General features: G+C 48.3%; 8 protein-coding genes. 7 read left to right on the top strand and 1 reads right to left on the bottom strand.

The annotated features are described in order from the left end of the window. Nucleotides 1–66 precede the first annotated feature (66 nt). On the bottom strand, nucleotides 67–2,514 hold the full coding sequence (locus tag ACZ5DR_RS03295) for a penicillin-binding protein 1A (RefSeq protein ID WP_377365899.1): 2,448 nt from the start codon (nucleotides 2,512–2,514) through the stop codon (nucleotides 67–69). A 185-nt stretch (nucleotides 2,515–2,699) separates the two neighbouring features. Here ACZ5DR_RS03295 and ACZ5DR_RS03290 point away from each other — a divergent pair, with 185 nt between their 5' ends. The 7 genes from ACZ5DR_RS03290 (at nucleotide 2,700) to gltB (ending at nucleotide 13,557) form a co-directional block, all read left to right on the top strand. Continuing rightward, nucleotides 2,700–3,545, top strand: coding sequence for a hypothetical protein (locus tag ACZ5DR_RS03290; RefSeq protein WP_377365900.1), 846 nt, complete (start codon nucleotides 2,700–2,702; stop codon nucleotides 3,543–3,545). Continuing rightward, nucleotides 3,542–4,243, top strand: coding sequence for a hypothetical protein (locus ACZ5DR_RS03285; protein WP_377365901.1), 702 nt, complete (start codon nucleotides 3,542–3,544; stop codon nucleotides 4,241–4,243). The genes ACZ5DR_RS03290 and ACZ5DR_RS03285 overlap by 4 nt, the downstream gene beginning before the upstream one ends. A 2-nt stretch (nucleotides 4,244–4,245) precedes the next feature. Continuing rightward, on the top strand, nucleotides 4,246–5,418 hold the full coding sequence (locus ACZ5DR_RS03280) for a hypothetical protein (protein WP_377365902.1): 1,173 nt from the start codon (nucleotides 4,246–4,248) through the stop codon (nucleotides 5,416–5,418). Between the two features lie 41 nt (nucleotides 5,419–5,459). Beyond that, nucleotides 5,460–5,999, top strand: a complete 540-nt coding sequence (locus ACZ5DR_RS03275) for a shikimate kinase (protein ID WP_377365903.1) — start codon at nucleotides 5,460–5,462, stop codon at nucleotides 5,997–5,999. 4 nt (nucleotides 6,000–6,003) lie between these two features. Beyond that, nucleotides 6,004–7,104: a 3-dehydroquinate synthase gene (aroB, locus tag ACZ5DR_RS03270; RefSeq protein ID WP_377365904.1), complete on the top strand. Its 1,101-nt coding sequence runs from the start codon at nucleotides 6,004–6,006 to the stop codon at nucleotides 7,102–7,104. 24 nt (nucleotides 7,105–7,128) lie between these two features. Continuing rightward, nucleotides 7,129–8,706, top strand: coding sequence for an SPOR domain-containing protein (locus ACZ5DR_RS03265; protein WP_377365905.1), 1,578 nt, complete (start codon nucleotides 7,129–7,131; stop codon nucleotides 8,704–8,706). Between the two features lie 399 nt (nucleotides 8,707–9,105). Next, nucleotides 9,106–13,557, top strand: a complete 4,452-nt coding sequence (gltB, locus tag ACZ5DR_RS03260) for a glutamate synthase large subunit (RefSeq protein ID WP_377365906.1) — start codon at nucleotides 9,106–9,108, stop codon at nucleotides 13,555–13,557. The last annotated feature ends 59 nt before the right edge of the window (nucleotides 13,558–13,616 follow it).

Genomic DNA, 13,616 nt, shown 5'->3' with positions numbered 1-13,616 from the left:
TCAAAAAAGCCCCATCCTTCAGTGAAGGATGGGGCTTTTTATTAACTATTTTGTACGAAAACGCCTTTAAAACAAGTTCTCAAGGGCGTTTTCAGTACGGGTTTCTTGTTCCCCTGAATCCCTAATGCCTGTGCTCTCGGAGATGGGGGCTGCAATACTGCGTTGCGCAGGCACATGTTCCTTACGGAAAATCTCGAAAATGGCATCTTTTTGGCCCGGTAGCGCTCGCTCACCTGTGAGCGGATCAATACGGACTGTTACCAAGGAAGAAGGTTTGTCGATATAGCTCTTTGGTAACTCTGCCAGGGCTGGGCGCATATAGTTGATCCAAGTAGGCAAGGAAGCAGATCCCCCCCACTCTCCTCGGCCAAGAGGAGACATATCGTCAAACCCTGTCCAGACAGATGTCACGATATCGCCGTTATAGCCAGAGAACCAAGCATCTCGACCATCGTTGGTGGTACCCGTCTTACCCGCAATGTCGTCACGATTGAGCACTCGCGCCCGACGGCCAGTCCCCTTGGTGATCACATCACGCATGATGTCATAGATGATGTAGCTGATTTCTGGGTCTAAAACCCTTGGTGCGACGGGTAAGCTTTCAAAGCCGCTTAGGGTATTGAATAGCCCCATTTGCTGTTCGTCAGGGGTGCTCTTTTCAAGCAAAGTACAGGTCTTACACACGGTAGTTGGATTCGCTTGGAAGATGATGTTGCCGTAACGATCTTCTACGCGGTCGATGAGATAAGGTTGAACTTTAAAGCCGCCGTTGGAAAACACACTGTAACCCGATGCGATCTGTAAAGGGGATAAGTTGGCGCTGCCCAAAGATAAAGATAAGTTGCGTGGAAGTTCGTTGGGATCAAAGCCAAAGTTCTTTAAAAACTCCAATGTTGAGCTTATTCCCATTTGGTCGAGTAAACGAACCGATACGATGTTTTGAGAGCGGTATAAGGCTTGGCGTAATCGTGTAGGGCCGTAGAACTTACCACCATCATTTGTCGGTCGCCAAGCTTGTGCAAGATTTGTGTCGTGGAATACCACAGGGGCATCATTGATGACCGTTGCTGCCGTATACCCTTGGTTAAGTGCCGCAGAATAAATAAAGGGCTTAAAGTTGGAGCCAGGCTGGCGTTTAGACTGAGTGACTCGGTTAAACTTGTTACTAAAGTAATTGAAGCCGCCTACTAAGGACTCAATAGCGCCATCTTTGCTGTCTAATGACACTAGAGCACTTTGTACCGCAGGAGTCTGTGCTAGGCGCCATACGGTATCAGAGTCCGGACGCAGTTGGATAACATCACCAACGACGAGCACATCCCCCACCGTTTCAGGTTTTTTCCCCCTAGAGTCAGCGCTAAGGTAAGGGGCTGCCCAATTGATAGCATCCCATGGTAGTTCGAATTGCTCACCATTTTCTAATCGGACCAGTGCTGTCGTATCACTGACTTCTAGAACCAGAGCCATCACCCAAGAGGGGACATTGCTGTGCTCTTTTAAGGCCTCCTGCTGGTCTTCTACCGATTCCTCCACTAGCTCGGTACGAGTCTCTATTGTGCCACGGTAACCGTGGCGCTCGTCATAGGACAGTACGCCATCATAAATTGCCTTATTGGCGTCTTTTTGGCGCTTGGAGTTGATGGTGGTGTAGACCACTAGCCCTTCTGAATACAGGGCTTCACCATAGGTTTCGTATAGCTCAGAGCGAACCATTTCAGCCACATAGTTGGCGTCAACATCAGGCTGGATGCCATAGTTCTTCGCTGTAATAGGGGATTCCACTGCGGCCTGATAAGACTCTTTATCAATCATATCTAATGACAGCATGCGCTGTAGGATCCAGTTGCGACGAATTAATGCGCGAGAAGGGTTTACTACAGGATTAAAGCGAGAAGGCGCTTTAGGTAGCCCTGCAATCATGGCATATTGGGCCAAATCTAATTCGCTTAATGACTTGCCATAATAAACTTGTGCAGCGGCTTCAAAACCGTAAGCGCGTTTACCTAGGTAAATCTTATTCATGTAAAGCTCGAGGATCTCGTGTTTGCTGAGCTGCTGCTCCATCTTGAGCGAGATGAATATTTCAGTAAATTTGCGGGTAAAGGTTTGTTCAAACGATAGGAAGTAATTACGGGCGACCTGCATGGTGATAGTACTGCCGCCGCCTTGGATTTCACCGGTGGAAACCAACTGATAGACAGCGCGCAATAGCCCCATAATGTCCACCCCAGGGTGATGGTAGAAATTGCTGTCTTCTGCTGCTAATACGGCGTTTTCAAGATCCTTCGGAATGTCATCATAGCTAAGAGGGGTACGTCGTTGCTCACCATATTCGCCAACCAGCTGCTCATCACGAGTGTATATACGTAACGGGATTTTAAGCTCAATGGCTTTCATCTCTTCGACGGTGGGAATGCGATCTTTTACGTGCTGATAGACCCCGTAAGTGATGCCTCCTGCGGCAATGACTCCGACAATGAAGAGTACTACTAATATTTTAAATGTCTTGGCCATGATGGGTCGCTGGTTGATTTGTGTGCGGGCATTATACCTAAGTTGTCACTGCATTCGAGCTTGTTCTAGATGGAATTCATGTTATCTTTGCATTGCAGTCTGACGAGTTAAGAACTTGTAAGTTCCTTGTCAGCAAAAATTAAATGTCACAAGGAAGGTGACATGGCAACTTCATGGAGGAAGTAATGCCCCTAAGATCTCGCCCATATATATTGGCGTGGCGTTCCCAATCCTGGCAGCTCTTTATTGCCCATGACGGGATGCCTCCCAGCACGCCCCAGTCGTCAGATACGGCGACTATATTATCGCTGTTGAATCAGCTGCCTGTTAAAACTCAGAAAAAGTGTCGTGGTATAGCCCTCCCCACGGAGCTTGCTAAGGTCTATTCACAGCAAATCGATCACTTATTACCTTGTGAACTATACCCTCTTGCGGCGCAAACCTTTGCTGAAGACAAAGCCGGCTCCAGCGCTGGTGAAACAGTGGTGAGTTCATGGGTCACTTACGAGCCGTTAACCCTACATTTTGCGGTGATGCCATGGTCATTATTTGATGACTTGCAGCAGGCCACATCACTTCCTCTATTTAGTGAAGCTATGTTCTATTCTCCGGTGACGCCAAGAGTGCTGGAACGGGGGAGTCCGTTCGCCATTTTTCAAGCGGACTTTTTAGAACGACAAGAGCATGCTAAAGCAAAGCGACGACTCTACATCGCAGCACTACTCATCGTGCTTATCACAACTGTCATCATTGAGATGCTGAAACAAGACACGCCTGTTGAGCTGGCGTTTACTTGGCCATGGACCAAACCTCAATACCAGGAACAGACCTTTGAAAAAGCCTTGTCTTACGTGCGGGCCTTACCTTCAAGGGTGAGAGTGGATCGGATTCAAATTTCTAGGGACCAAGTGCTGGTTGAGGTGACAGGGGTGGCTAGTGATTTGAAAACCTGGAAACAGCATTGGTCCAGTGATTTACCACCGCTAGAGTTGCAAATATCCCCTCCTGAACCTGAAGGAGGGAAGCAATGAAAGGGCTCTTTGTTCGAGGATCTTTACTGACCCTGCGCCAGGCGAATATCTTGATTGTGATCCTAGTGCTGATTGCATTTTACGGAGTACATAATGCTTGGGTGGAGCGGGAGCAAGGGTATGTGAAAGCACGACAGTATGCCTATCAGCAAACCCTACTTGCCCACCAATTAAATGCTATTGATTTTGTCGTGCGACGGTTAAATGGCTATGTCGTGTATAGCGCAGATTATCCTGATCAAATTGAAGGGGTGGGGGTAAGAGGCAGCTGGCCTTTGGCAGATTGGCAGAGAATGTTGGAGCAGATCCAACAAAACCTTTGGCTTACTCCCGAGTTTGTTAACTGGCAAAGGGATTTAGAACATCCTAATCAATGGTACGGTGACATTTTTTGGCGTATCCATCGACCTGATGTATTAAAACCGAATCATGATTGGTTGCCCTTATCTTCTGATGCCTCACCGAGGACGCCTGTGCTGCTACTTTCCGTCGTGCATGATAAGCGCTCGGCGGCATTGTTGAGGGTGGATGGTGAGGAGCATTGGGTGTCGGAAGGTACCTGGCTGCCTGCATTATCGGCCACCATTGAAGGTATTCAGGAGCAAAGCATATTACTACGATATGGCACAGGGGAGCTTAAAGTGCTGTCCCTCCATGGTGTAAAGCATCCTCTATGGAGCAAACAACAGGAGGGGTAGAAATGTCCCGATGGAGCGTCTTTTGTGTTTGGTTTTGGAGCGGATTTGTTTGGCCCCTTGATGTGTTTGTGCGGGATCAACCTGTAGGTGAGGTATTGCCACAGCTGGCAGCTGAGCTCGGTGAAAGTATTCTGTTGCAGGAAGGCATAGATGCCAAGGTTACCTTAGCCATTCGTGATGCAGACTGGTCTCAGATTCTTGATGCCATTGCAATGCAGTTGGATTTAGAGGTGGCGTGGCAAGAGGATATCGCGCTTCTAGTGCCAAAAAGGTCGCCTGTTAACAGTGCCCATGCTCCTTCAGCGGCTGCCCATTGTGATCATAAGGTTTGGCGCCTGCGACATGGGGAAGCAGATAAAGTAGGTGCCCATATCAAACAGTACTTTCAGGGTATTCAAATTATCGTAGATGATCGCACTAATGCCCTGATGACCCATTACTGCGGCCCGTCAGGGCCCCTTGAGTTGGCGATAACTTGGCTTGATAGCCCTATGCGCCAGATCGAAATCGCCGCCGAGATCGCTCAGGTCAAAGAGAGTGTTCAACATCAGTTAGGGGTGAATTGGGAAGCAAATCTAATCGACGCGGCAGGAAATGGCCTCATTGGCAGTGCAGGTTTGGATCTGTCTTCTTCTCCAGTGGTGCTTGGTATCTCTGGCTCCAGTGACTCACTGACTCTTTCGGCCACGTTAGATTGGTTGGAGCGAGAAGGGGAAGCGTCCGTATTGGCTCGCCCTAAAATAGTGACCTCTGAAGGTCAGCCCGCGCGGATTGAGTCGGGCACGGAAATTCCCTATCAAGTCATGAATGACGAAAATCTAAGTGTCGAATTTCGCCAAGCTGGGCTGGTGTTGGAAGTGACGCCAGAGGTAAAAGACGAACACACGTTACTTATGAAACTCAAAATTCATCAGGATGCAGTGGGGGATATGGTGAATGGAGTGCCGAGTTTAGAAACCAACCGTGTGCAAACTCAAGTTGAGGTGAAAGATGGCGAAACCCTTGTGCTGGGCGGGATTTTTCGAGAAGAGAATATTGTCAGCGTAAGCAAAGTTCCTGTGTTGGGGGATGTGCCAGTTTTGGGTAAGTTGTTTCGTCAGGAGACGCAAAAGCAAGAAAAGGTTGAATTACTTGTATTTATTACGCCAAAACTGCTAAAAATGTCGGTAAACTAGGCAACAGCCAAAAACAGTTTAACTTCGAAGTAAACATTATAATGATTAATGCCCCCACTATTATTCTGGTGGGCCCGATGGGTGCTGGAAAAACGACCATCGGACGCCTACTGTCCCAACAATTGGGCAGAGAGTTTTTTGATTCGGATCGGGTGATTGAAGAAAACGCAGGGGCCGATATTCCTTGGATTTTTGAAAAAGAAGGGGAAGACGGTTTCCGTAAACGTGAAACTCAAACACTGCGAACCATGCTTGAGGAAGACCAAGCCCCTGTTGTGCTGGCAACTGGTGGCGGTATCGTCATGCGCGAGGAGAATCGCGAGCTACTTAAGACTCAACCCCTTGTTGTTTATCTTTTTGCGTCGGTGAATCAGCAATTACAACGTACTTCCAAGAGTAATCACCGCCCGTTACTCAAACAAGGCAATCCAAAAGAAACCTTAAAGCGCTTATTTGCTATTCGAGATCCTTTATACCGGGATGTGGCAAGCGTGATTGTCGAGACAGATTCGCGTCATCCTAAATCTGTTTCCAACAAAGTAATGGAAGCCATTAAAAAGCATTTACAAGCGGAGGCCTAATTAAATGCGAACGCTGAAGGTCGATCTAGGAGACCGTAGTTACCCGATTTACATTGGTTCGGGAATTCGTCAACAAAAAGCCCTGTTCAGTGAAGCGATTCACGGCAAACAGGTGATGATTGTCACTAACGAAACAGTAGCGGCCCATTATCTAGAGGATATGGTGGCCATGCTGAGTGAAGATTACCAAGTGGATACTTGTATCTTGCCCGATGGCGAACGCTACAAGACCTTGGCAACCTATGAACAAATCATGACCTCTTTGCTAGAGGCCAAACACAACCGTACCACTACTGTCATTGCCCTTGGTGGTGGAGTGGTAGGGGATATGGCTGGATTTGCAGCGGCGACCTATCAGCGCGGGGTGCCTTTTATTCAGGTGCCCACCACCCTGTTGTCCCAAGTGGATTCTTCGGTGGGTGGGAAAACTGGCGTAAACCATCCCCTTGGCAAAAACATGATCGGGGCTTTTTACCAACCTCAAGCCGTGGTGATTGATACGGATTCTCTCAATACCTTGCCGGAGCGAGAACTCTCTGCCGGTATGGCGGAAGTCATCAAATATGGTTTGATTTGTGATGCGCCGTTTTTTACTTGGTTAGAGAATAATATTGACGACCTAATGACGCTTGACGGTGAGAAGATTACCCATGCAATTTACGAATCCTGTCTCGCGAAAGCAAAAGTCGTAGCACAGGACGAGAAAGAAGGCGGTATTCGCGCAATTTTGAACCTAGGTCATACTTTTGGTCATGCCATCGAAACAGAAATGGGCTATGGCAATTGGTTACACGGGGAAGCCGTTGCAGCGGGCACAGTATTGGCAATTGACTTGTCTTGGCGCCTAGGAAATGTCACGGAAACAGATGTGGCCCGCAGTGTTGCCTTGCTGGAAAAGGCAAAGTTGCCGATACTACCTCCTAAGGGAATGTCTCGGGACGCCTTTATTGGCCGCATGTTGCTGGATAAAAAAGTACTAGATGGCAGTCTACGATTCGTGTTGCTTAAGGCACTTGGCGAGGCTTATGTGACATCCGATTTTGCTCTGGATGACTTTAATGCTTGTTTGGATGACGCAATCGAAGCGGCGGCTCAAGCAAGTTAATAATACGGACGACTTGAGGACAGTATGGCGGAGTCAAACTTTCAGTTCGACCTAGAAGAAGCCTTGGACCATCAGCCCAAAGTGATGCTGAGGAACCCTTTTGGCGCCAACGATAATCAAGTCTTTTTTGCCAGCGAAGAACGCAACCAACAGCTGGGCATGTTGGAGCATTTAAGCCGCTACTCAAATCTTATTTCTGTGGTAATGGGAGAGAGTAGCAGTGGTAAAACTCGATTTTTGCAGGAGTTCATTCGCCTGCAAAAAGACACCGCTGTTATTTCCCATGTAAAAGCCACCATGTTAATGACAGCGGGGCAGCTGTTGCAGGCCATCTACAGAGGTTACGCAGATGTCTTGGAGCATGCCGAGGGGGAATCCTCTTTCGGTCCCTTGCTAAAATTTGCCCACGAAATGGAAGGAAAAGGGCAGAAGGCGATTATCCTAGTGGACAACGCCCATGAGCTAAACACGGATGCGGTGACCATGCTAATGGACATGATGTCCTTGGCCACTGAATCTCAAGAAGTGCCACACATTGCGCTGTTTACAGAACATTCCCCTGCACGCAATCTCGATGCCTATCAGAAAAGCCGCTATGAACAGCTGAGCCATGAGTTACGTCTAGCGCCATTTACTTTAGAGCAAACTCGAGCATATATGCTGCACCGGGTGCGAGCGATTGGAGGTGGTATCAACCTTCCCTTCAATGACCGTCAAGTAAAAAAGATTTATCAGCAATCCCAAGGAATGCCAGGTCGTATTAATAAAGTCGCCCTAAGTATGATGGGAGATGGTAAGACTTCGGCAAAAGAGGCCAACGACGGTAAAAAAAGCTTATTTAAAGGAGGGCTATCATTTGGCTTTCCTGTGGTACACATGGCGCTCTTGTCGGTTGTTATGCTAGGCATTTTGGTTGCGGTGATTTTTAATGACCCAGAAGAATCCACTGAGACTGCTGCTACGACCACCTCGATTGCCCCCATTAGCCAAGCGCCTCGTCAGGCTAGCTCCGAAACAATCGCTCGTATCGAAGCGATGCAGCGTCAAATTGGCCAAGAAGCACCATTATCTCTGCCGCCGATCCCAACAGGGGCTGTTCCTTCAGGTGCCAACTCGAGCACTCAAGCTCAGGCTCCAACCATTGAATCTGCTCCATTGAGAGAGACGACAGAACTTTCCACTAGCGAACCTGAGAATATCAGTGAGCCAGTACTTGAGACTCCTGTTTTACAATCTCAGGCAACGCAACCTGTCTCCGAGCCAGAGCCCACAGTGCAAGCTGAGCCCCAGGATCGCTTTGATAAGACTGCCCAATGGACTGAGCGTAATCCTAACCGTTATACCTTACAGTTATTGGGAACCCACAACAAAGATACCGTTCAGGAGTTTATCCGTGATCAAGGTAGTCTAGAGGTATTTAGCTACTTTCAGACGGTTCACAATGGTCGTGACTGGTTTGTTGTGGTCTATGGTGAGTACCGCAACCGAAGTGAAGCCATCGCTGCAGTGGAAAATTTGCCAAGGGATTTACGTGACTTAAACCCTTGGGCAAGAAGTGTGCGTGGCATTCAGCAAGATATTGCTAAGGTTGGAGCACAATAACCTCTCATTTCTGATGGTTTTTTGATCATTTGCAACTTTTCTGCACGTTTGTCGTCGTATTTTGATAAAAAAAAAGAGAAAAAAGCAAAAAAAACCATATTTGCCTGAATTCTTAGGGAAGTCAGAGGAATTTTCTGCCTGCTTATAGCCGAACCATAGATAATTCTACTTTCCCATGAGAACTGTTCTTATTTGGCTCCTAAAAGAGCCTAATTTCCCCTATCCTGCGTCCCCGGCAGTTTGAGCGACAGGGGACCACGGAGTAGTATGACTCACCGTTTGAATGATTAGGTGGGGCTTTAAACACCTTTTCTAAAGCACGTCCGATGCTTGTCTACCTAATCAAATTTGAAGTAAATCCAGTAGAGTTTTCTACATTCTAACTGTGGGAGTTGGTGTATGAATGCAGGCCTTTATCGTCCTGGCGAGTTCAAAGACAACTGTGGGTTTGGCCTAATTGCTCACATGGAAGGCACGTCTAGTCACGACCTTCTTAAGACCGCAATCGAATCTTTAACATGTATGACACACCGTGGCGGTATTGCTGCTGATGGTAAAACCGGTGACGGTTGTGGTCTATTGATTCAAAAGCCAGACGCATTTTTACGTGAAGAAGCCAAGTCCTTGTTCAATCACGTTTTCTCTGACCTTTATGGCGTCGGCATGGTCTTCTTAGATCAAGACGAAGCCTTGGCAACAGAGCAGCGTGATGCCTTGACTAAGCAACTGGAAACAGAAGGGTTGAACGTTGTGGGCTGGCGTGAAGTGCCAGTTGATCCTTCTTGCTTAGGTCGTATTGCGGTGGACTGCCTTCCGCGTATCGAGCAAGTGTTTGTCGACAGTAATCGTCTAGATGCACGTACTTTTGCTACACGCTTATTTGTGGCTCGCCGTCGCACCGAAATCGAAATGGCGCAATACGAAAACTTCTACATTTGTTCCCTATCTGACAAGGTGCTGGCGTACAAAGGCTTGATGATGCCTGTTGATCTGCCAACCTTCTACAAAGATTTGGGTAATGAGAAACTGAAAACCGCGATTTGTGTTTTCCACCAACGTTTCTCAACCAACACTGAACCGAAATGGCCTCTCGCTCAGCCATTCCGCATGGTCGCTCACAACGGTGAGATCAACACCATTGATGGTAACCGTAACTGGGCGTTGGCTCGTGGTAGCAAACTGCGTTCACCAATGATCCCTGAGCTGGCAGACCTGCAGCCAGTGGTTAACTTAACTGGCTCTGACTCGTCTTCCATGGACAACATGTTGGAGTTGTTGGTAATGGGCGGCATGGATATCTTCCGTGCAGCGCGCATGATCATTCCACCAGCGTGGCAAAACGTAGAAAACATGGACGCAGACTTGCGTGCATTCTACGAATACAACTCTATGCATATGGAGCCTTGGGATGGCCCAGCCGGTCTAGTAATGACCGATGGTCGTCACGCGATCTGTATGCTTGACCGTAATGGTCTACGTCCTGCCCGTTGGGTCGTGACGAAGAATGGTTTCATCACCTTGGCATCTGAAATCGGTACCTACGATTACAAGCCTGAAGATGTGGTGTCGAAAGGCCGTGTTGGTCCTGGCCAGATGCTGGTTGTGGACACACAAAACGGTAAGGTTCTACACACAGATGACATCGATAACAAACTGAAGTCTGCTCACCCTTACAAAAAGTGGTTGAAGCAAGAAGGTTTGCGCATTGAGGCGTTGCTGCAAGAACATTCTATGGAGTTTATCCCCTTTACTCCTGAGCAAATGTCCAGCTACCAGAAGATGTTCCAAGTGTCATTTGAGGAGCGTGATCAGATTTTCCGTCCATTGGCTGAAAGTGGTCATGAAGCAGTAGGATCTATGGGTGATGATACGCCGATGGCGGTCATGTCGAGCCAGACTCGTCCCGTGTCTGATTACTTCCGTCAGAAGTTTGCTCAGGTAACCAACCCGCCGATTGACCCATTGCGTGAGTCTGTGGTGATGTCCCTTGAGACATTGATCGGTGTGGAACGCAACTTATTTGAAGAAACGCCAAAGCATGCAAACCGTATTATTCTGTCGTCGCCAGTCTTGTCGCCACGTAAATACAGTCGCCTATTGGCAATGGAAGATCACCGTTTCCGTCTAGTGCGTTTGAACACTAACTACAACCCAGAGGAAATTTCTCTGGAGCAAGCGGTTCGCAATCTACAGATCAGCGCTGAAGAAGTGGTACGTAACGGTGCTGTGATCGTTGTATTGAGTGACCGCGAGATCGAAAAAGGTCTGCTACCTATCCCTGCGCCAATGGCGGTGGGTGCAGTGCATCACCATTTGACAGCAACGGGTCTTCGTTGTGACTCCAACATTATTTCGGACACTGGTTTTGCCCGTGACCCACACCAATTCGCAGTATTGCTAGGCTTTGGTGCGACAGCGGTGTACCCATACCTATCTTACCGCTTGATCAACGATATGATTGATAAAGGCGAAGTGTTGGGCGACCCAATTATTTCGCATCAGAAATACCGTAAAGGCATCAACAAAGGCTTGATGAAAATCATGTCTAAGATGGGGATTTCTACCATGGCGTCTTACCGTGGTGCCCAGTTGTTTGAAGCGGTTGGTTTGGATAGCAAAGTCGTTAGCCTATGTTTCAAAGGAGTGGCGAGTCGTATCCAAGGAGCAACCTTCGAAGACTTCCAACGCGAGCAAACTGCGGTTGCTGCGAATGCTTGGAAAGCACGTAAGCCTATCCAGCAAGGTGGTTACCTAAAATACGTTCACGATCAGGAATACCATGCGTTTAACCCTGACGTAGTGCGTAACCTTCAGACAGCAGTAAGCAGTGGTCAGTTTGAAGACTTTACCAAGTACACCGAGTCCGTGAACACGCGTCCAGCGTCTATGTTGCGTGACTTGTTTGGTTTGTCTGATAAGGCGAAACCGATTGCTCTAGATAAAGTGGAGCCGATCGAGTCTATCCTGCCACGTTTTGACTCGGCTGGTATGTCTTTAGGTGCTTTGTCTCCAGAAGCTCATGAAGCACTTGCGCAAGCTATGAACGAGCTGGGTTGTCGCTCTAACTCTGGTGAAGGTGGTGAAGACCCAGCGCGTCACGGTACTGAGCGTCGTTCTAAGATCAAGCAGATCGCTTCTGGTCGCTTTGGTGTGACACCAGAATACCTAGTGAACGCTGAAGTGTTGCAGATTAAAGTCGCTCAGGGTGCTAAGCCAGGTGAAGGTGGTCAGCTACCAGGTGGTAAAGTAAATGGTTTGATCGCACGTCTGCGTTATGCAGTACCGGGCGTGACCCTGATTTCGCCACCACCACACCATGACATTTACTCAATCGAGGATTTAGCGCAGCTTATCTTCGACTTGAAACAAGTGAACCCAGAAGCATTGGTTTCTGTGAAGCTTGTTTCTGAGCCAGGTGTGGGCACCATCGCAGCGGGTGTTGCAAAAGCCTACGCTGACTTGATTACTATTTCTGGCTACGACGGTGGTACAGCGGCATCGCCCATTACCTCTATCCGTCACGCAGGTTCCCCATGGGAACTTGGTCTAGCGGAAGCACAACAAGCACTGCGTGCTAACGATTTGCGCGGCAACATTCGTCTGCAAACAGACGGTGGTTTGAAAACCGGTCTAGACGTTGTCAAAGCAGCGATCCTAGGTGCGGAGAGCTTTGGCTTTGGTACTACCCCAATGGTCGCCATGGGTTGTAAGTTCCTACGTATCTGTCACTTGAATAACTGTGCGACGGGTGTTGCAACCCAAGATGACAAGCTACGTGAAGATCACTTCATTGGTACTGTTGAAATGATCAAAAACTTCTTCCAGTTTATGGCGGAAGACACTCGTCAGTGGATGGCAAAACTAGGCGTTGCTAGCCTTGCTGACTTGATTGGCCGTACGGATCTATTGACTCTGCTACCAGGTGAAACCTCTAAGCAAGCGAACTTGGATCTGTCGCCAATTTTGAACAACGACGCGATCCCAGCAGACAAGCCACAATACTGCCAAGTTACTAAGAACCCACCCCATGACCAAGGCCTATTGGCTGAGAAAATGTGGGCAGAAGTTCAAAACACGGTTGAAGAGCGTGAAGGTGGTGAATTCAGCTTTAACGTGACCAACTGTGATCGCTCTATCGGTGCGCGTTTGTCCGGTGAGATTGCGAAACGCTACGGCAACCAAGGTATGGTGGATGCACCGATCACCTTGAAGCTAACTGGTACAGCGGGTCAGTCTTTTGGTGTTTGGAACGCCGGTGGTCTGCACATGTACCTTGAGGGTGATGCCAACGATTACGTAGGTAAAGGTATGACCGGCGGTAAGCTAGTCGTTCGTCCACCTAAAGGGTCAGCGTTTGAATCACAAGAATCCGCCATTATTGGTAACACCTGTTTGTACGGTGCAACGGGCGGTAAATTGTTCGCGGCAGGTACGGCTGGTGAGCGTTTCGGTGTTCGTAACTCAGGCTGTCATGCGGTGATCGAAGGCGCTGGTGACCACTGTTGTGAATACATGACTGGCGGTTTAGTCACCGTGCTAGGTAGCACAGGCTACAATTTTGGTGCGGGTATGACAGGCGGCTTTGCTTACGTACTCGACCTAGACCGTACTTTCGTAGATAAGTACAACCACGAGTTGGTCGAAATCCAACGAGTGGGCACAGAAATAACTGAAGAATACCGTTCGCACCTACGCAGCGTGATCGAAGAATATGTTCGCGAAACTGATAGCGATTGGGGCCGAGAAATCCTAGAAAACTTCTACGACTACATCGGTAAGTTCTGGTTAGTGAAACCAAAAGCCGCAAGCTTAGGACAATTGTTAGCGAACACTCGCCAACGTCCAGAGTAATTGAGCTTTATAGAACGTGACTAACTCAGTTTGACCCATTTGAAAGAGTGCCGCGCGGT

Source organism: Marinomonas vaga, assembly GCF_055388305.1.
This window is presented reverse-complemented; position numbering and strand designations above follow the sequence as displayed.

Coding starts and splice junctions, on each gene's coding strand:
- ACZ5DR_RS03295 (WP_377365899.1), bottom strand. CDS start 2,514: ATGGCCAAGACATTTAAAATATTAGTAGTACTCTTCATTGTCGGAGTC.
- ACZ5DR_RS03290 (WP_377365900.1), top strand. CDS start 2,700: ATGCCCCTAAGATCTCGCCCATATATATTGGCGTGGCGTTCCCAATCC.
- ACZ5DR_RS03285 (WP_377365901.1), top strand. CDS start 3,542: ATGAAAGGGCTCTTTGTTCGAGGATCTTTACTGACCCTGCGCCAGGCG.
- ACZ5DR_RS03280 (WP_377365902.1), top strand. CDS start 4,246: ATGTCCCGATGGAGCGTCTTTTGTGTTTGGTTTTGGAGCGGATTTGTT.
- ACZ5DR_RS03275 (WP_377365903.1), top strand. CDS start 5,460: ATGATTAATGCCCCCACTATTATTCTGGTGGGCCCGATGGGTGCTGGA.
- aroB (WP_377365904.1), top strand. CDS start 6,004: ATGCGAACGCTGAAGGTCGATCTAGGAGACCGTAGTTACCCGATTTAC.
- ACZ5DR_RS03265 (WP_377365905.1), top strand. CDS start 7,129: ATGGCGGAGTCAAACTTTCAGTTCGACCTAGAAGAAGCCTTGGACCAT.
- gltB (WP_377365906.1), top strand. CDS start 9,106: ATGAATGCAGGCCTTTATCGTCCTGGCGAGTTCAAAGACAACTGTGGG.